Origin of the sequence: Hahella sp. HNIBRBA332, from assembly GCF_030719035.1 — a bacterium.
Lineage (GTDB): Bacteria > Pseudomonadota > Gammaproteobacteria > Pseudomonadales > Oleiphilaceae > Hahella.
This window is the reverse complement of sequence record NZ_CP132203.1, coordinates 2,474,795-2,495,079: the sequence shown is the minus strand read 5'-3', so window position 1 is coordinate 2,495,079 and position 20,285 is coordinate 2,474,795. Positions and strand designations below refer to the sequence as shown.

Annotated in this window: 22 protein-coding genes; 16 read left to right on the top strand and 6 right to left on the bottom strand. The window is 48.5% G+C overall.

The genetic code is table 11. The features are described 5' to 3' along the window. Window positions 1-2: 2 nt before the first annotated feature. Together O5O45_RS11350 and O5O45_RS11345 are read left to right on the top strand one after the other, a co-directional pair. Window positions 3-290, top strand: coding sequence for a YciI family protein (locus tag O5O45_RS11350; protein WP_305905336.1), 288 nt, complete (start codon window positions 3-5; stop codon window positions 288-290). 44 nt (window positions 291-334) lie between these two features. Continuing rightward, window positions 335-937 (top strand): DNA-3-methyladenine glycosylase I, encoded by a 603-nt coding sequence (locus tag O5O45_RS11345; protein ID WP_305905335.1) that lies wholly within the window; start codon window positions 335-337, stop codon window positions 935-937. Between the two features lie 37 nt (window positions 938-974). Here O5O45_RS11345 and O5O45_RS11340 read toward each other — a convergent pair whose 3' ends face one another. Further along, window positions 975-2,684 carry an acetate and sugar kinases/Hsc70/actin family protein gene (locus tag O5O45_RS11340; protein ID WP_305905334.1) on the bottom strand — a complete coding sequence of 570 codons (1,710 nt, stop codon included), beginning with the start codon at window positions 2,682-2,684 and terminating at the stop codon, window positions 975-977. A gap of 46 nt (window positions 2,685-2,730) precedes the next feature. Further along, on the bottom strand, window positions 2,731-4,200 hold the full coding sequence (locus O5O45_RS11335; protein ID WP_305905333.1) for a hypothetical protein: 1,470 nt from the start codon (window positions 4,198-4,200) through the stop codon (window positions 2,731-2,733). 327 nt (window positions 4,201-4,527) lie between these two features. On the opposite strand from O5O45_RS11335, the gene O5O45_RS11330 reads away from it, so the two are divergent. Beyond that, window positions 4,528-5,350, top strand: a protein-coding gene (locus O5O45_RS11330) for an IS5-like element ISHch3 family transposase (protein ID WP_305906201.1) whose coding sequence is annotated in 2 segments (ribosomal slippage) — window positions 4,528-4,853 and window positions 4,852-5,350 — 825 coding nt in all. Because the reading frame shifts where the segments join, the coding sequence is not laid out codon by codon here. An 86-nt stretch (window positions 5,351-5,436) separates the two neighbouring features. Continuing rightward, entirely contained in the window at window positions 5,437-5,841 is a 405-nt protein-coding gene (locus O5O45_RS11325) for a VOC family protein (protein WP_305905332.1), read from the top strand. Between the two features lie 67 nt (window positions 5,842-5,908). On the opposite strand, the gene O5O45_RS11320 is transcribed toward O5O45_RS11325, so the two are convergent. Both O5O45_RS11320 and O5O45_RS11315 read right to left on the bottom strand, forming a co-directional pair. Further along, window positions 5,909-6,250, bottom strand: a complete 342-nt coding sequence (locus O5O45_RS11320) for a PH domain-containing protein (RefSeq protein WP_305905331.1) — start codon at window positions 6,248-6,250, stop codon at window positions 5,909-5,911. A 134-nt stretch (window positions 6,251-6,384) separates the two neighbouring features. Further along, window positions 6,385-7,242 carry a LysR family transcriptional regulator gene (locus tag O5O45_RS11315; RefSeq protein WP_305905330.1) on the bottom strand — a complete coding sequence of 286 codons (858 nt, stop codon included), beginning with the start codon at window positions 7,240-7,242 and terminating at the stop codon, window positions 6,385-6,387. A gap of 119 nt (window positions 7,243-7,361) precedes the next feature. Here O5O45_RS11315 and O5O45_RS11310 point away from each other — a divergent pair, with 119 nt between their 5' ends. Next, on the top strand, window positions 7,362-8,336 hold the full coding sequence (locus tag O5O45_RS11310) for a quinone oxidoreductase family protein (RefSeq protein ID WP_305905329.1): 975 nt from the start codon (window positions 7,362-7,364) through the stop codon (window positions 8,334-8,336). A 109-nt stretch (window positions 8,337-8,445) separates the two neighbouring features. Further along, window positions 8,446-8,850, top strand: a complete 405-nt coding sequence (locus O5O45_RS11305; RefSeq protein ID WP_305905328.1) for a protein tyrosine phosphatase — start codon at window positions 8,446-8,448, stop codon at window positions 8,848-8,850. 419 nt (window positions 8,851-9,269) lie between these two features. Here O5O45_RS11305 and O5O45_RS11300 read toward each other — a convergent pair whose 3' ends face one another. Next, window positions 9,270-10,226 (bottom strand): alpha/beta fold hydrolase, encoded by a 957-nt coding sequence (locus O5O45_RS11300; protein WP_305905327.1) that lies wholly within the window; start codon window positions 10,224-10,226, stop codon window positions 9,270-9,272. A 127-nt stretch (window positions 10,227-10,353) separates the two neighbouring features. Here O5O45_RS11300 and O5O45_RS11295 point away from each other — a divergent pair, with 127 nt between their 5' ends. After that, a complete protein-coding gene (locus tag O5O45_RS11295) occupies window positions 10,354-11,181 on the top strand; it encodes an AraC family transcriptional regulator (RefSeq protein WP_305905326.1) in 828 nt (275 codons plus the stop codon). Window positions 11,182-11,537: 356 nt separating this feature from the next. Continuing rightward, on the top strand, window positions 11,538-11,876 hold the full coding sequence (locus O5O45_RS11290) for a hypothetical protein (protein WP_305905325.1): 339 nt from the start codon (window positions 11,538-11,540) through the stop codon (window positions 11,874-11,876). Window positions 11,877-11,915: 39 nt separating this feature from the next. Here the strand turns inward: O5O45_RS11290 and O5O45_RS11285 are convergent, their stop codons facing one another. After that, window positions 11,916-12,452: a cysteine hydrolase family protein gene (locus O5O45_RS11285; protein WP_305905324.1), complete on the bottom strand. Its 537-nt coding sequence runs from the start codon at window positions 12,450-12,452 to the stop codon at window positions 11,916-11,918. 356 nt (window positions 12,453-12,808) lie between these two features. On the opposite strand from O5O45_RS11285, the gene yhhA reads away from it, so the two are divergent. The 8 genes from yhhA to O5O45_RS11250 all read left to right on the top strand — a co-directional run bounded on the left by yhhA (window position 12,809) and on the right by O5O45_RS11250 (window position 20,277). Next, entirely contained in the window at window positions 12,809-12,997 is a 189-nt protein-coding gene (gene yhhA / locus O5O45_RS31965; RefSeq protein ID WP_371747986.1) for a YhhA family cyclophane-containing RiPP, read from the top strand. A gap of 11 nt (window positions 12,998-13,008) precedes the next feature. Then, window positions 13,009-15,141 (top strand): cyclophane-forming radical SAM/SPASM peptide maturase YhhB, encoded by a 2,133-nt coding sequence (yhhB, locus tag O5O45_RS11280; protein WP_305905323.1) that lies wholly within the window; start codon window positions 13,009-13,011, stop codon window positions 15,139-15,141. 5 nt (window positions 15,142-15,146) lie between these two features. Then, a complete protein-coding gene (locus O5O45_RS11275; RefSeq protein ID WP_305905322.1) occupies window positions 15,147-16,130 on the top strand; it encodes a hypothetical protein in 984 nt (327 codons plus the stop codon). Then, window positions 16,121-16,597 (top strand): GNAT family N-acetyltransferase, encoded by a 477-nt coding sequence (locus tag O5O45_RS11270; RefSeq protein WP_305905321.1) that lies wholly within the window; start codon window positions 16,121-16,123, stop codon window positions 16,595-16,597. The genes O5O45_RS11275 and O5O45_RS11270 overlap by 10 nt, the downstream gene beginning before the upstream one ends. Window positions 16,598-16,608: 11 nt before the next feature. Beyond that, a complete protein-coding gene (locus tag O5O45_RS11265) occupies window positions 16,609-17,649 on the top strand; it encodes a glycosyltransferase family 2 protein (protein WP_305905320.1) in 1,041 nt (346 codons plus the stop codon). Window positions 17,650-17,945: 296 nt separating this feature from the next. Continuing rightward, on the top strand, window positions 17,946-18,713 hold the full coding sequence (locus O5O45_RS11260; RefSeq protein WP_305905319.1) for a substrate-binding periplasmic protein: 768 nt from the start codon (window positions 17,946-17,948) through the stop codon (window positions 18,711-18,713). Window positions 18,714-18,880: 167 nt separating this feature from the next. Continuing rightward, window positions 18,881-19,372, top strand: a complete 492-nt coding sequence (locus O5O45_RS11255; protein WP_305905318.1) for an Hsp20 family protein — start codon at window positions 18,881-18,883, stop codon at window positions 19,370-19,372. Between the two features lie 299 nt (window positions 19,373-19,671). Next, window positions 19,672-20,277, top strand: a complete 606-nt coding sequence (locus O5O45_RS11250) for an Hsp20/alpha crystallin family protein (protein ID WP_305905317.1) — start codon at window positions 19,672-19,674, stop codon at window positions 20,275-20,277. The last annotated feature ends 8 nt before the right edge of the window (window positions 20,278-20,285 follow it).

Genomic DNA, 20,285 nt, shown 5'->3' with positions numbered 1-20,285 from the left:
CCATGTTTATCGTGCTGCTGAAATTTTCAAACAATAAAAGTCAGGCCGGTCAGTTCATGTCAGGTCACAAAGACTGGATCAATCAAGGCTTCGACGACGGCGTCTTTCTTCTGGTTGGAAGCCTTCAGACCAGCTCCGGGGGAGGAATACTGGCGCATAATACTTCACTGGCGGAGCTGCAAGAGAGAGTCAATGCGGACCCATTTGTAGTTGAGGATATCGTCGCGGCGGAAATCATTGAAGTGGCGCCTTCTAACGCCGATGCGCGTCTGCAGTTTTTGATGAATTGAAAAACGTGTCCCTATTTTTTGAACCTGCACAAGGATAAATATTTATGTCCGTCACGGTAGAGAATGCAGAGAGTAAACCCCGTTGCAGCTGGAGCCATGCGCCGGATTTTCATGCCTATCACGACAATGAATGGGGCTTCCCGGTGAGAGACGATTTTCGTCTATTCGAGAAGCTCTGCTTGGAGAGTTTTCAGTCCGGTCTCAGTTGGAGATTGATTCTCGCCAAACGGGAAAATTTTCGCGCCGCCTTCCATCATTTTGACTTCAACAAAATAGCCGCGTTCACTGAGGAAGACGTTAATCGATTACTCAAAGATGAAGGCATCGTGCGCCACCGAGGCAAAATCGAAGCCGTCATCAACAACGCCAAATGCGCCCAGGCGCTGGTGGAGAAAGAAGGCTCGTTGGCGACTTTCATCTGGCGCTTCGAACCCGCCCACGACCAACGCCAAAAACCACAGACCGCCTCAACCTCCCCAGAATCCGTCGCCCTGTCGAAAGCCCTCAAGAAAATGGGCTGGAAGTTCGTCGGCCCAACCACCGTATTCGCATTCATGCAGGCCATGGGACTGATCAACGATCACACGGAAGAATGCGCCGTCAGAGCGGAAGTGGAGCGTTCACGAGAGGCTTTTCAGAGGCCTTGAGGTTGCTCATAAGTAAGCTTGTAAAACCCTGTTACATTTATCCCTTTGAGTAGTAGCCATCCAGTATCGGGGGGGATTTAATATCGCCAGCTGTAACGCTTGCAGTACCTCGACTTATTAATTTTTTTCTTGCACCGCCGAGAGATACAGAAATTCTAGGGTAGTCTGATTCTAATTCAGGATATTCTTCTTTTAGCCATTGAGGAAAATTGGTTGCTTGAACTAATTTGAGTTCTTTACCCTGAACTGTAACTGTACCCTCAGCCAAGGCTTTAACCATAGGAAGAGATGCCCCACCCCCCGTAAGAGCAAGGGCAACTGCATCGTGTGGTGCGCCATGAATGAAGCTCCTGTCTACTCGGCTTAATATCCTATCACGACACTCCTTCAGTGATTTGCCGAACTGGACAACTTGATCCAAGGATAGAAACTGATCAAGTGTTATGGATATTATTTGCTCGTTAAATAGACGAACTACTATTTCACTGTCTAGAAATAATCGCTCTTTGTAATCACGTAAATCGAGTTCTAGATTACCTTGAATGTTGATCCAGTGTGAGTGTGTTGAATCAATGCCAGCTTCTCTGAGAATAAGTCCCTTAAGCAGCTTATCCAAATAATTGCCAGCTTCGGTAATGCCTTCTGAAGAGTTCTCTACCTCAAATGCCATACTTTTATCTTTGCTAGTGTCGTACGACATACGGTACATACTAAAATCGCTAGTACCTGCTCCCACATCAACAACCATAATTAAGGAATTTACCTGTTGCTTCCAACTGATAATTGCACCTGCAACCCCCAAAGGCTCAGCTACATTTTCTTTTACGAAAATATATTTATTCTTCTGCGTTTTTAGTTGGCTAGCCGCTTCGATGAAGCTGGCAAGGGAAATACCATTTTGTAGCTCAGTAAAAAAAGTATCAGCTAATATCTGTGCTTCACCGAGCATCCTACTTAGATCGTGAGATGCATGTCGAGCCTTCCTTTCATCAAGACAAGGCATTGCATAACGACGGTTTAAATTGCGAGGCTCATTAATGTCTTTCAGACAATAGTTTACAGCCCAAGTGAGGAACATTAGGTAGGCCAATACCATATCGCCATAAGTAATTTCAATATCAGTAGGATTGAATATTTTTGACACTGGGCTATTTAGACCTTCTTCTGATAAATAACGCTTAATGTTATCCAATCTTTGTCGATCTCCATTTTGCCCTTCTAACTGAGAATATTGCACTGCTTTATGCCCAAACCGTAATATGCCGTCACTGTCTATAAACACTGATGATACGAGCATAGTTTGGCTAACTTCTTCTTGATCACCGGGAATCCCCAGCTTTAGCACCTCAATGTCCTCATAATTTCGCTCTTTAGTGTTATCTCGAACCAACGTTACTTTAGACATTGCAGTGCCAAAGTCTAAACATAGCCGCCTATCTTCGGGTGGGGGAGGTAAATGCAGTGTGTTGGTGACTAAGTTTATTTCTATATGGACGGCTTCAAGCTCTAAAGGAGGATCTGAACTGGCTTCTTTTGATTTTTCCTCTGCTATTGAGTTAGTAGTATCGAAGTCCTGAGTAGGAGGCGATAGATTTGAAATGGTTTTATCTAGAGATGCCAGTGCAAACTCTAATGCAAGTACTTCATCATCTGTCAGAGTGCTATTTAACTCGTATGTGTCATTATCTACCTTGCGGATGCGCTTCAATAAATTCTTCACTAAAATTTTTGCTTCGAAGGTTTCCATTTTACCCCCCTTTATGCGCTTAGGTTACATACTCCCATAGCTGAAACTATTCCTTTGGCGTTACTCTGGGCTTTACCAGCACTTTTACTTTTCCACCAAAATCTTTTTGGATTCCATCGCGTTCCACCTTTACGGTTCTAATTCCTAGCCGGTGCCCACCAAGCATCTCATGTTGCAAAGGATTGTATTCCAGCTCCGCCCCTTTCAAGTCCATATGCTTTAATTTTCGCATCGCGGCCAATTGGCGTGCAGCTAACGCAATTTCACTATAGCTGCCAGCGGCCTTTTTGACAGTTTCAGCTAAAGGCGGATCTGATATTTCAAGAAATGGCACGACTGCACGTCTCAATTTCTCCATTACGGTTTTGCTTTCTTCGACATTGATCAATAGCGATCCAATTTGTTGATCCTCTGAATTCCCCATCTTGTGTTCTGCTTTACGTTGGCTCTCTACGATACTTCCAGCTTTTTCCCACCAATCTTTGATATTTGGATCAAGCTCTTGTGCTGTTGAAAAATGTGCGGTAATGGCGGGCATCACTTGAGCGCGGGAATAGTAGGCAGAACAAAGCACATCCATTACTGCTTTGTCGGTACGCCCTTGGCGGGCTAATACTAAGGCTGTTTCTTTGAGACAAATACGTACTTTCTCTAGATTTCTAGTGTGACGGATAACTTCTCCCCACAACTCCCGTCCCAAGGCTGATCGTGCTCTATCAAGCATGGCATAGGTGGGGGCAAGTAAGGCGTTTGAAAATCTAAGCTCAATTACACGGAGCAGCATAGCTAAAGTATCATCCAAGATGTCTGCTAATACCGCCTCTTCAGCATTCCTTTTGCTGGTGCGAAAGAGTGCTGCAAGCCAGTCTGCGAGGGCAAGTCCTGCATCCATGCCAACCTCACCTTCCCAGTTTCGAATTGTTTCGCACACAGCTGAGGAAACTCTGCGAATGCGCTTGTAGCGAGTATCGTCACTATCAATGCTTTTCAGTTTATCGAAGGCAGTGAAACTTTTTTGCCAAAATTCAGATAAGCTGCCAGCTTCTTTCAATGCGGTGTAGAGCAACACTCTCCGTGCTTTCTCTGCTGTATCTGTAGTGAATGCCTGTTCATTACAATATTCTATTAGCCACAAACTTTTACACTGCGCAAGTGTAAGCGCAGCATAGTACTTTTCATCCCCATCCTCCAATGTATCGATTGGTAGTGGCCGTTCACTAAACAGCTCATTAGCTCGGTGAAAAACAACTGACTCTCTCCCCCTGGCAACGGCAGAGAGGCGACCCAGTATAGCTGCGGCGATCAATCGGTTTTCCTCATTGTTCTTATCGCTTCTAAGTGCAAGATCAATTACTGCATTGCAAACAATGGAGAGGTTATCTTCCTTGATCAGAGCTTGTATTTTCTGTTGTGCCATGCTCTGAGTTATCAGATTGTTCGCTTTGCGTAAGTGATTTGTGTTTTGAATAAACTTTAAGTTTTCTTCAACTGTTCCTAACTTGACACTTCTCGTCATTGCATATCTCTTATCTAATTTATTGCAGTGGTAGTTTTTCTACCTTTTTAGGTAATCTAATCACTGCGCTCCTGAGTCACTAAGGTTTTACCCAGCTCTAACTTGTCATACAGTATAGTTGTCGTTAGCTTAGGAGGTATGGAAAATATTGGTTTGCTTTTGGCCAAAATATATTTACTAACCGATGCCTATCTCTACTAAGTAACTATCTCATAACCCCCACTTGAATTTTTTCACCTTTGCCGGTTCACTGAGGCGCCACTTCTCTGATAAGGAAACGTCATGTCACAAAAGGACTCAAGCGCCCCATCCAGTAAATCGAAACCCCTGGACACTCTATGGGAAGTACCGGACGAGCTATGGCTACGAATCGAACCCATTTTAAAAGAAGACTGGCAACCCAGCGCCAAGGGTGGTCGCCCCATCGGCAACTGGAGGGGCTATTTGGACGGGATTATTTTTCGGATGCGTTCAGGCTGCCAGTGGAATCAGTTGCCCCGCCGATTTGGGGATGACGCCACGGTCCATCGCTGGTTTCAGCGCTGGAGTAAAAACGGCGTGATGGAGAAGATCTGGGCGAGTCTATTGCGAGACTGCCAGGAACTGGAAGGGGTGGACTGGGAATGGCAAAGTGCGGACGGCTGGCTGGGGAAAGCCCGCTTTGGGGGGGGAGAATGTGGGGCCGAACCCGACAGACCGAGGCAAGAAGGGAACCAAGAAAAGCCTGCTGGTGGAAGCCGAGGGAGGCCCCTTGGGACTCGTCATCGCCGGAGCCAATGTCAACGACCATAAGCTGCTGGAAGCGACGCTGGAGTCGATTGTGGTAGAGCGTCCGGCTCCAACGGTGGAGGCGCGGCAGCATTTATGCCTGGATAAGGGGTATGACAATGTGGCGAGCGAAGACGTGGCAGCCCGGCATGACTACATACCGCATATCTGCCGAATTGGCGAGGAGACGCAGCCAGCGGACCGTCATCCAAGTGGAAAGCCCCGGCGTTGGGTAGTGGAGCGCACGTTTGGTTGGCTGTCTAAGTGCCGTGCGTTACTGATTCGCTATGACAAAAAGGACAGCAACTATCTGGGATTGCTGCAATTGGCATGTGGTCTGTTATGGTTTCGGCGGATGTGGCGGCTACAGGGGAGTCAATGAGGTTATGAGATAGTTACTAAGCCTAACTACTTTGCCTCTATAACGCGCGGATTTTTGGTCTGTAGAGCCATTAGTAGTTATTCGAGGTGGTCATATGGCTGGAATTGAAAACCACGGAGCCCCCTGACAATACCATGATCACCCCCACCGCCATTCTCATACACGTCAACGATATCGAAGCAGGTTTGTCCTGGTACAAGAAGGCTTTTCCCGCGGCGCAGGAGCGGTGTGTGGATGGGTTTCGTTATCTTGATGTTGAGGGTTTTCATATTGAGATTGTTTGGGCGGATGCAAAAGTGCCAGCTGGAAAAGCGGGCGCGGTGTTGTATTGGTCTGTCGCGAATCTGGCGGATGAGGTTGAGAGGTTTTTGGTCTTGGGATCGACTGTTTATCGTGGGCCTATGCAGATTGAAAACGGGTTGGGCATGTGTCAGGTGACGGACCCGTTTGGGAATCTCATAGGTCTGAGGGGACCTTATTCCACAGCCTGATTTCTCAGCTTGTTTGTGCACTGATAGGCTGACTCTTCCCAGACGAATTCAAGCCAGCCTTGTCTGCTTACTCGATCACGTTAACGCCGAGCGCGTCGCGATATTTCTCGATTAACTCGATCCAGGTTTCTGAATTGGCCACAATGAACTGGTAGGTGTGATCGTTCATCAGTGTCACCTGAAAGCCCTCGGGCGATAATGGCGGATGGCTGTGTTTTTCTACTTTTGCGATATCGGTGAGTGGAATGTTGTAGGTGCCGGGTCCAAGGTCTTCGTTATAGGGCGCGAAGTGCAGGGTCTCGGCGGTCATCCACAACTTGCCGTCGGCTTTGGCGTCGCCTTGTTGAATCGTGGAAGTAGAGGAATTGATCACCTTTTCCGGAGCGGTGATGTCGGCTTGGGTTACCATTTGTGAGCCTCCTTGTGGCGTGTGAGTGGTTCGCTGCGGCATGAAATAACTGCATCAACAACAGCTCAACGTCCTGATAGCGAATATAGAACGGCCGACGGCAAAGATAAAGCACGGCGACAAGCAGGAGAGCCTTATATGACGCCGGTCTCAAATAAGGCGATCAGGGCGTCCGCAACCATGCGGACTCGCGGCGATTTTCTCAGGTCCGGGTGGATGACCAGCCACAGTTCCCGCACAATCGGACAGGCTGGTTCACGGATGTGCTGTAACTGAGGATAAAAGCGCTCCATGAAACAGGGTAAGACGCCAACGCCTACGCCGCCGGCAATCGCGCTGGCGAGCACGTTCAGATCATTGGAGCGGAAAACCAACGACGTGCGGGACAGCGTGTCCAGCCACTGCTGTTGTGGAGCGGATTGCATACTGCGTTCGTAGCCGACGTACTCCCATTGTTCGTTGGAATGCATCGCCAGATAGTCACGGCTGGCATAAAGACCGTACTCCAGCTTGGTCAACGGACGCGCCGCCAGGTCCGGCTGCTCCGGGCGGCGCATACGCAGGGCGATATCCGCCTCGCGCTCATGAAGGTCGGCGTTTTGCAGATCGCCCACCAGTTCCAGTTCAATGTGCGGCAATTGTTTTCGCAATTCGTTCAAGCGCGGCGCGAGAATCAGACTGGCCAGCAATGGCGGTGTTGAAATGCGTACGCTGCCTGTCAGACCGGAAATGCCGTCAGCGATCCGGGTAAAGCTTTGCGCCTGGGACGCCATTTGACGCGCAGGCTCCAATAAGTTTTGACCGTCTTCAGTGAGACGCCAACGTCGCGGCAGACGATCAAACAACTTCACTTCCAACTCCCGCTCCAACATATCCACCCGACGCGCAACGGTGCTGTGCTCGACCGAAAGCGTGCGCGCGGCGGCGGAAAGGCCGCCCGCCTCGGCAAGCGCCAGGAAATAGCGGATGTCATCCCAGTTAATCGATTTCATTGTGCAATTATGCACAAACACTGTGTGGATTTGGGGAATTTTCTACAAAGCATGTGGCAGTTAAAGTTTGCGGAGCTTAACAGGACACCCACCACAGTATGAGCATTAAGGAGTTCAGAATGAGTACGCCTATCCGTATAGAAATGTCCCAAATTGGCGAGCCGTCCGTATTGCAGCCGGCGACCTTTCAACTATCGCCCCCGGCCCCAGGAGAAGTCCGCCTTCGCCACCGTATGGTGGGAGTGAACTTCGTGGATATCTACTTCCGTTGCGGTCTTTATCCCATGACTGATGAGCCCCGCGTATTGGGCGTTGAAGCTGTGGGCGTGGTTGAAGCGTTGGGAGATGGCGTCACGGGCTTGAGTCTTGGTCAGCGCGTCGCCTATGCCGGCTTTCCGTTAGGAAGCTACGCCAGTCATCGAAATGTGGCGGCGGAGAGATTATTGCCCGTTCCTGACTCGGTTTCCGATGAAGCAGCGGCGTCGGCGTTGTTGCGGGGAATGACCGCCCACATGCTATTGCATCGGGTCCGATCTGTTGGGGCTGGGGAATCGATGCTGGTTCACGCTGCTGCCGGCGGACTGGGGCAGGTATTGGGACAGTGGGCGAGCAAGCTGGGCGTGAGATTAATCGGGACCGTAGGCAATGCGGAAAAAGCGGAGATCGCCCGCCGCAAAGGCTACGACGATGTGATTCTGTATCGCGAGCAGGACTTTGCTGAAGCCGTAAAAAAGCTCACTGACGGCGCTGGCGTGGACTACGTCATCGATGGCGTTGGCGCGGACACGCTAGTGCAAAGCCTGGCGAGCGCCGGGGCCTTTGGCGCCGTCGCCAGCATTGGGCAACCCTCCGGCATGTTGCAGAGCCTGCCTATGGAAGCCATGTCGCGTGCGGTCCAATTCACCCGCCCCAGCGTGTTGCTGCATATGATGGATTTACGCCACTACCGGATCAGCGGCGATGCGGTCATGGAGCAACTGGCGAATGGGTTAGCCGTGGATATCGCGGATACAATTCCGTTGGAGCAGGCCGCGCAAGCCCATGCCTTGCTGCAAAGTGGGCAGACTGTCGGAGCTGTGTTGCTGTCAGTATAAAAACAAGTCTGCGTCCGGTCGGTCCGGCTGGACGCTGAGGTTGTCAATCTTCTGCTACGGCTGATAGGCTTTGGCGCAATCAAGCCCTATGACCAATAAGGATATTGTTGTGACCTCTACCGTCTCTGCCTTGCCGTTGCAAATTTCATGTTTATACCGTGTGGAAGCGCATCACATCATCAGACTATTTGACCAGGAAAGAGCGGAAGCCACTTACCATTTTGATGCGGTGATCAGCAACGCCCTGAACACCCTGCAGGCGATTCTTGAGCGCTCCGAAAACCGCCTGATCATCCATTGTCACGCAGGCGTAAGCCGCTCCACGGCCATAGGGTATGGCGCCTTGGCGTTAATTCATGGACAGGGTCGGGAAGAAGACGCCTTTAATGAGTTGCTCAAGATCACCTGTAAGCCCTGGCCGAACAGACGCATTGTTGAAGTTATCGATAGCGCATTGAAGCGTGACGGGGCCATGTTGACGCCGCTGGATGCCTATCGTGAGGCGAACCCATAGCGTTTGGATAGTTACAGAAAGCTGAATCGAAAGCGCGGGATTGTCTCGAAAGTTCAGCGTTGAAGTGGCAGGCAGGGTGATCAAGGAGGCTTAAACCAGCCTCTGCGCGTGAGGCTTCCCTCAGTTGTTATACGATATTGCCGAGATTAAAAACGGGGGCTGGGCCGCCCCCAAGAGGTGTTTGTTCAGTCTTCAGCATTTATGCGGAGGTGATTCCAGGTTAGCTTGAACCCTGTCAATCCTGGACTTCCCTTTTAGCAAGGCGGCGAAAGACGCCTCCTGATTCCGAGGTATTACTTACACAAAAGGTCTACCGCTAACCCTGCTAATTCTAGAAGTCGGCTGCGCTGTGTTTGTGGAATATTTGGTGAAACTTTTATGGCGCTTTTGCAATAGTAGTATAGGGCGAAGGTCCCTGTTTACTGCTTCACAAAGGCCAGCAAATCCTGATTCAGCCGATCTTTATGAGTGTCCGTGAGGCCGTGGGGCGCTCCTGGGTATTCGATGAGTTTGGCGTTTTTGATCAGTGTCACAGCGGCGCGGGCGGAGGCGTCGATGGGGACGAGCTGGTCGTCGTCGCCGTGTACGATGAGCGTAGGAATGTCGAACTTCTTCAGATCATCGCGGAAGTCTGTGGCGGAGAAGGCGGCGATTGAGTCGTAGGTATTTGTGTGCCCGCCTTGCATACCCTGAGCCCAGAATGACTGGATCATCCCTTGAGACTTTTGGACGCCGGGACGGTTGAAGCCGAAGAAGGGGCCCGAAGCGATATCTAGATAGAGCTGGGAGCGGTCTTTGAGAGATGCATTACGGATATCGTCAAACACTTTCAGCGGCAAGCCGATGGGGTTGTTGTCCGTCTTCAGCATCAGGGGCGTTACCGCCGAGATCAAAGCCGCCTTTTTGACCCGCTGCGTTCCATGTCGACCGATGTAGCGCGCCACTTCTCCGCCGCCTGTGGAGAATCCCACCAGAGTGACATCTTGCAGGTCCAGTGTTTCGATCACTGCGGCGAGATCATCCGCATAATGATCCATATCATTGCCTTCCCAGGGCTGACTGGAGCGGCCGTGGCCGCGGCGGTCATGCGCCACAACGCGATACCCCTTGTCAGCCAGGAACAGCATCTGCGACTCCCAGCTATCCGAACTCAGAGGCCAGCCATGGCTGAAGACGACCACGGGGGCGTCTCTGGGACCCCAGTCTTTGTAGTAGATCTGTACGCCGTCACGGGTGGTGATGTAGTTCGCGGTCTGGGCTATCACTGGGGCGGAATGCCTGGTTGCGGACGTCTCGGCGGCGGACGCCTGCGCAGCGCCAGTCAGTGTGAAAAACGCCAGGGTCAGTGCGCTGAGAGGGCGGGTAAGTGGTTTCATGATGTCTCCTTAGTGCTTTGATGTTTATGGCGCTAGTGGTCTTGGCCAACAAGCAGGAGCAACTTTACCCCTATGCCGGATACGATTTATCATAAATGGTATCTGAAAATTAACTTAGGGTATTTTTATGGTAGATCGGTTGGCGGCGCTGCTGGAGCACTTTTCTATTAATGCGCGAGTGTTCAATACCGGTCCTTTGTATGGCGTCACGGACTTGTTCGGCAAAGATGAATTCGGTCAGCTTCATTTGGTGCGCCAGGGCGCTGTGGAAGTACGGCATGGCAGGAAGGTAGTCGCTGAAGTGGCGGAGCCGAGTCTGTTGTTTTATCCGCGGCCTTTACCTCACCGCTTTATCACGGATCCGGTGGTCGGCGCTGATTTCGCCTGCGCCAACCTGAGTTTTGAGGGCGGGGCGAACAACCCTGTCGTCGCGGCGCTGCCGGAATTCGTTTGCCTGCCTCTTTCCGCATTGCCGGGCGCTGCGCCAGTATTGGATTTATTATTTCAGGAAGCTTTTGCCGGTTATTGTGGGCGACAGGCGGTGTTGGACCGCCTTTTTGAAGTCGTCCTGATACAGGTGCTGAGGTATTTAATGGAAGAGGGACGCACTCAGGTCGGTATGTTGGCGGGAATGGCGCACCCGCGATTACGGATGGCGTTAGTCGCCATTCATGAACAGCCCGGGGAGGACTGGTCACTGGAAAAACTGGCTGATCACGCGGGTATGTCGCGCAGTGTATTCGCCAACCTGTTTCGCGATCGCGTCGGATGCACGGCGGGCGTCTACCTGCAACGCTGGCGTATAAGCCTTGCGCAACGGGCCCTGATGCAGGGGGAGCCGCTCAAGTTGATTGCGGGGGAGGTGGGCTATGGGAGCGAGGCGGCGTTGTCGCGCGCGTTCAAGGCCTGTGTCGGATACTCACCGGGGGAATGGCGAAAGCATCAGGACCTTTAGCTCGCCGTTATCATCCATAACTCGCACAAAATTCAGCCAATATTGCGCCTCCTGGTCGGGGCGTAGTCCGTTTGCGATATTGTGAAAGAGATCGCATCTGTTACTGTCTTGCCACCGAGTTTACTTAGTTAACTCCCCTTGAACATACATAACAAACTGACTCTATTTCGCCTGTAGCCGAGAGCCTGAAAAGCCTCTCTTGCATGATGGCGTTATTGGAACTGAGTCATGGCAGGGAATGCGTTAACCCGGCGAAATACAGATTTTTAGTAGTAGATATGATTAAGAAAACGGCAATATCTCTGGTTGTAATAGCTATTTTGGTTCTCCTTGTTTTTCGTGTGCTGGGACCCTATTTGCGGCAAATTAAAAGCGATGAAACCGTCGCTCTCAAAGCCATTCCCGTCACCTACAACTGCGCGAGAGGAAACTGCATCGCGTTTGATGTCGAGTCCGTTGGCGCAGAAAAATATCAGCAGTACGTCAATAAACTGATTTATCCCTACAGCGATTCGGAAGCGCAAGACGAAGTCGCTACACGCCTGGCGAATTTGCTCTCAGACAGCCAGATTTCCGTGTGCATGAAGGGCGTGCTGCACCAGTTTCCCATCGACTACCTCCGTCCTTTCCACAAAGGCTACGGCGGGTATGATTTTCAATTGATGGAGATAGGGGAGAGCGCCTGTGAGGAGTGAGAGCGACCGGCGAATGGCTCTCACTTCAAGGCGGAATATTTACTGGAACGTCACTGATGAGGCTTCAACCACCTCAACTCCCACGCCGAATCCACCCATGTACTGCAGCAATTGATTGTGATGCGCAATGATCTGTTGGGCGGTAAGTATGCCGTTGTCGCAGGTGGAGTGGCCGTCTTTCACCAGGGTGACCTGGTAACCCAAAGGAAGCGCCTGACGCACAGTGGTGTCGAGGCAAAGTTCGGTCTGCTGACCGCAAACGACCAGGCGCGTCACGCCATGTTGTTGGAGCAGGGCGTGTAAATCGGTTTGGTGGAAAGAGTTGGGTGTCTTTTTACGCAAGTGGATATCTTCAGGTGCGGAAGTAAGGTCTGGACTCAAGCGCCAGCCCTCCGTTTCATACACCAACGTCCCCGCAGACTCTTCATGCAGCATAAAGATGACCGGCGCCTTGGCCTTTCGCGCCTTTGCAGCAAGGTCATTGATGCGCGCAATCAGGTTGTCGACAGCGAACGCGGCTTCGTCACCTGTGCATAATCCAACTTGCATATCGATAATCAAAAGTGCGGCGCTCATGCCTGTGTCTCCATGTCGAAATTAGTTTGGCTCCACCGTAAACCAACCTTAAGTGATCGGTTCAGCTACGAGCGAGATCATCTGGTATAAGGCGTTAATTGTAAAGGAAGTACTTGGTAATCTAGTCGTTATTCAACGATGGCATAGCTTTTGACCTCAATAATGTAAGAAAGAGTTCCTCTTTACATGTGGACTAAAAAATATTGCGTGCCGTGTTCATTCGATGGATTGGCGAGTTTCCTAAGTCGTCTATGCTCGATGAACTTCCGTATGAAGCTAAAAAATTAACTGATCAAGTTGCGCGTTTCCACTTCGAGGGCTAGTATTTTTTTTGACCAGCTAATGGAGGGCAAATCATGAGTAAAGAGAACGAAAACCACGGAGCTGAAGCTTCTGTTAGAAATCCGGTAAGGGATGCCTTGCTACGTAACACTTCATCCAATTTAGCATTGCAGCGGCTACAAAGTAGGGTATTAAAGACCACAAACGCTAGTGAAGTGATAACAAGTTATGATCGTATGCATCACCGCCACAACCGGTCATAGTTGCTATCGCCGTGGAGAGCGAGGTTAGGCTTACCTCCTTCTTGTTGAAAGTCGCATCTAGGTGCAACTTAGATTGCGACTACTGCTATGTGTACCATCATGCCGATCAGAGCTGGCGCTCAATGCCTCGAATACTAAGTATGGAGGACAGATTGGCTTTTGTAGGGCAACTTTACACCTATGTAAAAGAAAAAGAATTACGTCAATGTGTAGTTATATTTCATGGAGGTGAGCCCCTCTTAATGGGCGTTCCTGAGTTGGTTGAATTTGCACAGCTAATCAGAGATAGTCTTAGCGAGACTATACAGGTTGATATTAGTTTACAAACTAATGGGATACTTCTAACAGAATTGGCTCTTGATAAGCTTAAAAAAGCAAATATAGGTGTGTCCTTAAGTCTAGACGGTCCCAAAGAAGCAAACGATCTACATCGAACAACTAGGCGAGGTCGCTCCAGTTTTGCAAAGGCTCTCAGTGCACTTGAGTTACTCAAAAAGACTCCAGAAGTATTTTCGGGAGTTATTTCAGTTATTGATCCATCAATAGAACCTCGCAAACTATTTGAATTTTTCAACGCCCATCAAGTTCCAAAACTTGACTTTTTATTGCCTGATGCTCATTACTTGAGGCCTCCGCCAGGGCGTTCAGAGAAAACAGACCTCTATCAAGATTGGCTTCTTGAAGCCTTTGATCTATGGTTCGATGAGTTTCCCCATCTCAAAATCAGAACTTTTGAAGCATTACTTGATGGAATTGTAGGGTTGCCATCAGAAACGGACGCATTCGGTTTTGGAGATGTTAGTCTCGTCACTATTGAAACTGATGGGAGTTACCACGACCTCGATGTAATGAAAGTCGTAGGTGATGGGGTGACGAAGATTATAGGAAATGTTCAAACAACCTCAATTTCAAAAATCGCTAGGTCTGAGGTTCTAAAGTCACATCGTAGTTTGCTGAAAAAAGATGGTTTATGTGAAAAATGTCAAGAATGTGAAATTGTTGATATATGTGGCGGAGGGGCTGTGCCGCATAGGTTTAATCATGGAGGTTTTAAGAATCCAACAATATATTGCAAAGAAATAACAGCGCTTGTAAAACACGCCCAAAACCGAGTCAAAATAGCCCTCTCTGAAACTTCTATGTCTCGCTTAGTTGATGGGGATATGAGTATTAGAAAATTGAAAAGGTTTGAGAGGGCAGAGATGAGTAACGATATAATTTCAAGTTTATGGGAGAGCTCGGTATCTGAACAAAAGTTGGGAGTGGAATCAGCACTGATGTCTCTTAGTGAAAAAGATACTAAATTTAAGCGTGAGGTGGCAGATAAGCTGATAGAATATACAGGTGTTATTTCACAACAGCCTGGAGCTATAGCATGGAGTCGTACCATGAACTCCATAGAAAATGGCTTGACAGTATGCAGAGTGGATGGGACAAGACTAAATATTGATAAAACCTATCCGCGATGGCTTTTAGATAATGTGGAAAAGTTTAAGCGAGGAACACTATTACTACACTTAAATGATTCATGGCTTCGGGTGCCATTTGGAAACTCTATAATTTTTGAAAGAACTGAGACTGCACTTGACGCAGAGCTGGTTTTTTATAATGCAATTGAAATTATAGAGAAGTGGCGTCCTGCATTACTTAATGAGATAAATTCAATTTGTAAATCAGTGCAATTTGTGCGAGATCCTAGTGCGGATCCTAATAAAATTGTCTCCTTTAGTGATAATAGCGTCCCTGGGGCATTATATGTTTCTGTAGTTCAAGGAGGAAAACTTATTGATGCCTATGACTTGGCTGATTCTATTATTCATGAATATCGTCATCAGAAGCTATATCTCCTTGAGAAGCAATATCAGATTGTTGAAAATTCAGATAATAAGGTCCCATCGCCATGGAGGGAAGATATGCGACCTCCATCAGGCTTGTTTCATGCGATATTTGTATTCGTAGAGTTGCGTCGATTCTGGACTTATATTAGGTCTAAAAATATTCCCCATATGCAGATCCGAGCCGAAAATCAACTGTCTGATACCAACAAAAATTTGGAGATAGCATTTAATACTTTAGCTAATTGCCGACTTACTAAGACTGGTCTTCGTTTAGGTGAAGTGCTCTTAAAAAGCGCCAAGGAGTAGCGGTAATGTTAGTGTCAAAAGATTTGTTTCCTATTGACGAAAAAGACTGGCATAGCTTTTTGCGCGACTACTTTTGTGATAAGGATGCAATACCGACAATAGAAAATGACAAAGTTAGACTCAGATTAGAGTGGCCATCGGACGTAGATAGGCATGTTGATCCAAACCTTCAAGAAAATCTTCAATGGTTGGGGAAAGAGCTGACATTATCTTCAATGTGGTCATTTCGAAAAAGAAATGGCAGGATTTTTACTGTGCTGTATGACACTTGGACATTGCTAAGTTGGAGTGAATGGTTATCACGAACACCTTCAAATAAACATAAAAATATTGTAATACTACATGCAGATGATCATCGTGACTTAGGTTCACCAAGAATAGTAACTAAAGATGGAGTTTTGCTAGATGCAATTACAGGGGAGAGTATAAATATTTATGATCCTCATACAGTGCAGAAGGCCATTGAAAGTGGAGCTATAGGAATGGGAAGCTTTATGACTCCTTTCATATGTGAGATACCTTCTACTCAAGTTCGCCATCTTTGTCAGCCTCCAAAACTAAGTGGGAATAGTAAAATACAAATGAATTCTAGTGACAGGGAGTTGGATAAATTGCTGCATTATGGTGCTAGTAGAATGTCACTTGAGCTTGTTAATGATGATCATAAGTGGAATTATTTAGCAACTTCTGACCCATCCATGTGGATAAATGATATTTCTGATAAAACTGTGCTGGTTCATATTGATATGGACTATTTCAATAATCGGTATGACGGAGATTCAGAGTGGAGAGTAAGGCCTTCTCGTTTGGACCCAGATACGAGGGTTATGAATGGAAAAATTGATGAGTTAATTGAAACACTGAGCAGTATTAAGCTGAAAATAGAAGATGTCACCATTGCGTTTTCGCCTGGCTTTTTCCCAGCTGAATACTGGAGAGATGCTTATCAACGTTTACAAGTTGGCTTGGAGAAAGTTCTTTGCGTGTAGAGAGGGCTAAGTCAAGTAAAAGAACACGGCGTCCTACACCTAAGCCAAAAGTAGTTAAGCCCCGGCTTGATATACCAAAAGTTGAAGCATCTGACGTAACACTAGTCCCACTTTCAGGGACACCTGGAAAGGGTAAGGGACCTGGTGGTGAGAAGTGGCGTATAGAGTTTTGTGGAGTTCGCGCTGGTGAAGTTTACATTAACGTTATTGACGAGCCACCTATCGGTTTACACGCATCAATTCAGATCTATCTAAATAAAAAAAGTCAAGGACGAGGAATTGGTCGTATTGGGTACTACTATGCCTGCCTAAAAAGCCAGCACGACGTTATATATGCCCACATGAGAAAGTCTAATATAGCATCAAGGCGGGCTGCAGAAGCTGCTGGCTTCTTTGATGCTTCGCCTCCGGGTTATAGCCAACTGATTATGAAAAGAGTTAGGACCTGCACAGGTGCAAAGGATTAGGTGGACAAGGTATGAAAATTTTTATTGTTATACCTTGCCTAAATGAACAAGAAAATTTGTGGGACACCTGTAAGTCACTTGACTTTGGAATGCTAAAAAAGACTAATACAATATTGGTTCTGGTTGATAATGGTTCGACTGACCATACTCTCTCTATAATGACGCGGGTTCGAGAATGTGTGGGAGCTCAACATGTTTCAATCATCAGAGAATATAGGAAAGGTTATGTATATGCGCGAAATGCCGGTGTTTTAGCTATTACTGAGCATTTACGTAAACATCGGAGCTTAGATGAACCTGCCTTAGTACTTCAGGCTGACGCGGATACTATTTATCAGCCAGGGTATATAGAGAACATGCAGTATTCCTTTGTCGGTAGCGGCCTTTTAATAGAGGGAGCGGCCGTGACGGGGAAGGATTTTGTAGATAAGTTTAGAGAGTTTGACAAGCTGTGTCGTAATACGGACTCCGAGATTGAGCGCTGGTTCGCTAGTGATGATGATCAGATTGTAGTAGATGACAAAGTATGTGGCTTTTTACTTTCAGACTATTGGCGCTGGGGCGGACACCAGCGGGACTTTGACAGCTTAGGAAGAGAGATCTATGCAGAAACAACGCGTTTGCTTATTAGAGGTAAAGAAGTAGGAGAAATAAAACGCGAAAAAGTGGACTCAGCTCTTGCAGTCCCTTCGCGACGAAAGCTGTTATCACAAGGGCCCGCTTACTTTGCATCGGCGGGCTTTCCAAGAAGTTCAGATTGGGTAAAGTCATGGGGAGAGTCTTCCAAAGACTCAGATAAATTTCTGACATCTCCGTTTTCATGGGGAAAGATAAATAGTGCAATCAGGTCAAGACAACGCCATGCTTTAGCGTTCTTTTCTATCTTACCTGAGATATATAAAAAGAGGTCTGATGTATTGCCAGAATTTTATCCTATTGTTAAGAAGATAAATAAGAATAAATACAACCCTAGTTATGTACTTGAGAATTTACTATCTCTGGTTGATGAGGACGGTGGAGTGTTAGATCAGTTTATAGATGGAAATGTTTAATAGATTATAGTGTGGTTATGTGTGTTTATAAACTGTGTGGTTAATGGATGTCCATTTAAATATATTATAGGTTTGGCCTTTTGCAGAAAGGCTGCGAAAAACAAACTGTCGTAAGGCGCAAATCATTAATGGGCAGTTTAGGCTAGTAATATGAGATGTGTTGCTACAGCTAGCAGCGACTACTTGCGCTAACCCGGCGGGCGTCTATGATTGATAAGGGAGGATTCACGGGAGAAAGAGCTTGGCGTCCATTGATTTAACGTTGTCGGTGATCATTTGATTAGGTGGCGTTGCTCATGATTCGCGGTGTCTTATCCGGTGTGTTTTGCTTTCTGTTGCAACTTGCCGGTCAGGGTGTCGCTGCTGAGCAAACGCTTTCGCGCCAACTGGAACTGATCACGTCTTCATCTATCGCTCCTTATGTGATTGCCGAGGCAAACCGCGGACTGGTGGTGGATATTATTCGCGAAGCGTTATCTGAGCAGGGCTATGCGGTTAACTTCATATACACCACGAACCGGCGCCTGTTTGCGGAGTTACGAAACCAGCGCGTGGATGGCGCGTTTAACCTGCCTCCGGGCAGTTACTCCGAGGGCGGCTATTACCTTTCCGATCCTGTGGTTTACTACCAGAACGTAGTGGTGACGCTGAACAATCAGGCGGAAGGGATTCTCAAAGTGGATGACCTGAAGGATAAACGCCTGGTGGTGTTCCAGAATGCCCACCTTTATCTGACTCCAGAGTACGCCAAGATGGCGGCGCAGAATCAGCAGATTGAGGAAGTAGTGGATCAACGGGCGCAGGTGCAGATGCTGTTTTTGAAACGCACGGACGCGATCATTCTGGATAAGCGCATTTTCCATTACTATCTGAACCAACTGCAGTCGACCAGCCCGATTTATGAGTCTCCCTACATTGTTCATCCTTTATTCAACAGCGCTCCTCGTTACGCCATTTTCAAGTCCGCCCAGCTGCGAGATTTATTCAATCAGCGGCTGCAGGAGTTGAAGGACAATGGGCGCTATGACGTCATCGCTGACAACTATCTGAAGCTGGCGAAATAGCTCCGCTTTGCTGCTCGCATTCATTTCCGACGCTGCTTAAATCCTGTCTGAATTGTCACAAAATTCACACTTGAAAAGTCGCGGTCCGACCATAAATTGGTAATCGCCAGGGATTGCCCCTTGGTCTTTTGACTTTGTTTATATTGCTTCAAAGCGGAGGATATACAATGAACTCAATCGACTTAACCCCACTTTATCGCAACAGCGTCGGCTTTGAACGACTGGCGTCGCTGATTGATCGCGCGCTCACCGGCGAGACTGACGCGCCCACCTATCCGCCTTACAACATCGAAGCTCTGGAAGAGAACCAATACGCCATCACCTTGGCGGTGGCGGGCTTCGCACGCAGCGAGCTTGCAATCACGGTGGAAAAAAACGTACTGACCGTACGCGGCCGCAAGGAACAAGATGCTTCCCGCAACTACCTGTATCAGGGTATTCCGGGACGCGCTTTCGAGCGCACATTCAATCTGGCCCAGTACGTGGAAGTGAAAGACGCCTCGCTCAGTAACGGCCTGCTGACGATTACGTTGAAGCAGAACATTCCTGAGTCGATGAAGCCCAAGCAGATTGCGATTAATGAAGACGGCCATTTGCTGGAGCATGAAGGCGACGCAGGTTCGGAAGAGCGTTCTGACGCCGCCAATCAGGCGGCCTGATGACGCAAGGCGCATCGCGTCGACGCCAATGTGGAGGACATTCTTACACAACTCAAACACGGCGTGCTCAAGCTGGTATTTCCCGGCGCGAACCGGACGCCAAGGAGGTGAAACGCATCGCTATTCATTCGTAACCTGAGCATTCATTTATAACCTAACTACTCATTTGTAACTATTCCGGGGCGGATCTTTGTGAGGTCCGCCTCCGGCGACGAGGCCCGGCCTCTCTGTTCGCCGCCATGAAGTCGTCATGACGCTCCAGACGTATGGGCCTCGGTTCCGCTAGGGAGGTCATTAACATGCAAAGCCAAACCAAAAAGACATTACTTGGCGTCGCCGCTGGCGTGGGATTGGCGGCGGTGGCGGGCCTGGGCTATTACACCTGGGAATTGAATCAGAAAGTTGAAGCCCTGGAGGCGCGGAATACGCCCAACATCAATCTCCCCTTGAGCGCGGCGCCCGACCCCTGGCCCAAAAACTGGGACCCCTGGTCGGACAATTGGGACCCGAGCGGGCAGTTTGCGGAAATGCAGAAGCGTATGGATGAGATGATGAAACATATGGCTCCAGGCAACTCGACCTTCAGTATGCAGGGTTTTGGATTGTCATCGCCAGGACCCAACATTGAAGTGGACGAGAACGCCAAGGAGTACAGGGTCACTGTCACGGTTCCAGAAGGTGAAAAGGTGGAGCTGAACGCGGACCTGGATGGAGATACGTTGAAAATTTCCGGCAAGGTAAGAAGCGAGAGCGAGAGTAACTCTGGCGGGTTGGCGGGAAAAACCGTATCCGCCAGTCAGTTTTCTCAATCCATGACGCTGACCGACCCGGTGATTGAATCAGGGATGACCATCAACAACAAAGGCAAGGAAATCGTCATCACCATCCCGAAAAATACGGGATGAAAACTGGA

Excerpts from the sequence above, each read along its gene's own strand:
- O5O45_RS11350 (WP_305905336.1), top strand. The coding sequence starts at position 3 with ATGTTTATCGTGCTGCTGAAATTTTCAAACAATAAAAGTCAGGCCGGT.
- O5O45_RS11345 (WP_305905335.1), top strand. The coding sequence starts at position 335 with ATGTCCGTCACGGTAGAGAATGCAGAGAGTAAACCCCGTTGCAGCTGG.
- O5O45_RS11340 (WP_305905334.1), bottom strand. The coding sequence starts at position 2,684 with ATGGAAACCTTCGAAGCAAAAATTTTAGTGAAGAATTTATTGAAGCGC.
- O5O45_RS11335 (WP_305905333.1), bottom strand. The coding sequence starts at position 4,200 with ATGACGAGAAGTGTCAAGTTAGGAACAGTTGAAGAAAACTTAAAGTTT.
- O5O45_RS11320 (WP_305905331.1), bottom strand. The coding sequence starts at position 6,250 with ATGGTAACCCAAGCCGACATCACCGCTCCGGAAAAGGTGATCAATTCC.
- O5O45_RS11315 (WP_305905330.1), bottom strand. The coding sequence starts at position 7,242 with ATGAAATCGATTAACTGGGATGACATCCGCTATTTCCTGGCGCTTGCC.
- O5O45_RS11310 (WP_305905329.1), top strand. The coding sequence starts at position 7,362 with ATGAGTACGCCTATCCGTATAGAAATGTCCCAAATTGGCGAGCCGTCC.
- O5O45_RS11300 (WP_305905327.1), bottom strand. The coding sequence starts at position 10,226 with ATGAAACCACTTACCCGCCCTCTCAGCGCACTGACCCTGGCGTTTTTC.
- O5O45_RS11295 (WP_305905326.1), top strand. The coding sequence starts at position 10,354 with ATGGTAGATCGGTTGGCGGCGCTGCTGGAGCACTTTTCTATTAATGCG.
- O5O45_RS11285 (WP_305905324.1), bottom strand. The coding sequence starts at position 12,452 with ATGAGCGCCGCACTTTTGATTATCGATATGCAAGTTGGATTATGCACA.
- yhhA (WP_371747986.1), top strand. The coding sequence starts at position 12,809 with ATGAGTAAAGAGAACGAAAACCACGGAGCTGAAGCTTCTGTTAGAAAT.
- O5O45_RS11275 (WP_305905322.1), top strand. The coding sequence starts at position 15,147 with ATGTTAGTGTCAAAAGATTTGTTTCCTATTGACGAAAAAGACTGGCAT.
- O5O45_RS11265 (WP_305905320.1), top strand. The coding sequence starts at position 16,609 with ATGAAAATTTTTATTGTTATACCTTGCCTAAATGAACAAGAAAATTTG.
- O5O45_RS11260 (WP_305905319.1), top strand. The coding sequence starts at position 17,946 with ATGATTCGCGGTGTCTTATCCGGTGTGTTTTGCTTTCTGTTGCAACTT.
- O5O45_RS11255 (WP_305905318.1), top strand. The coding sequence starts at position 18,881 with ATGAACTCAATCGACTTAACCCCACTTTATCGCAACAGCGTCGGCTTT.
- O5O45_RS11250 (WP_305905317.1), top strand. The coding sequence starts at position 19,672 with ATGCAAAGCCAAACCAAAAAGACATTACTTGGCGTCGCCGCTGGCGTG.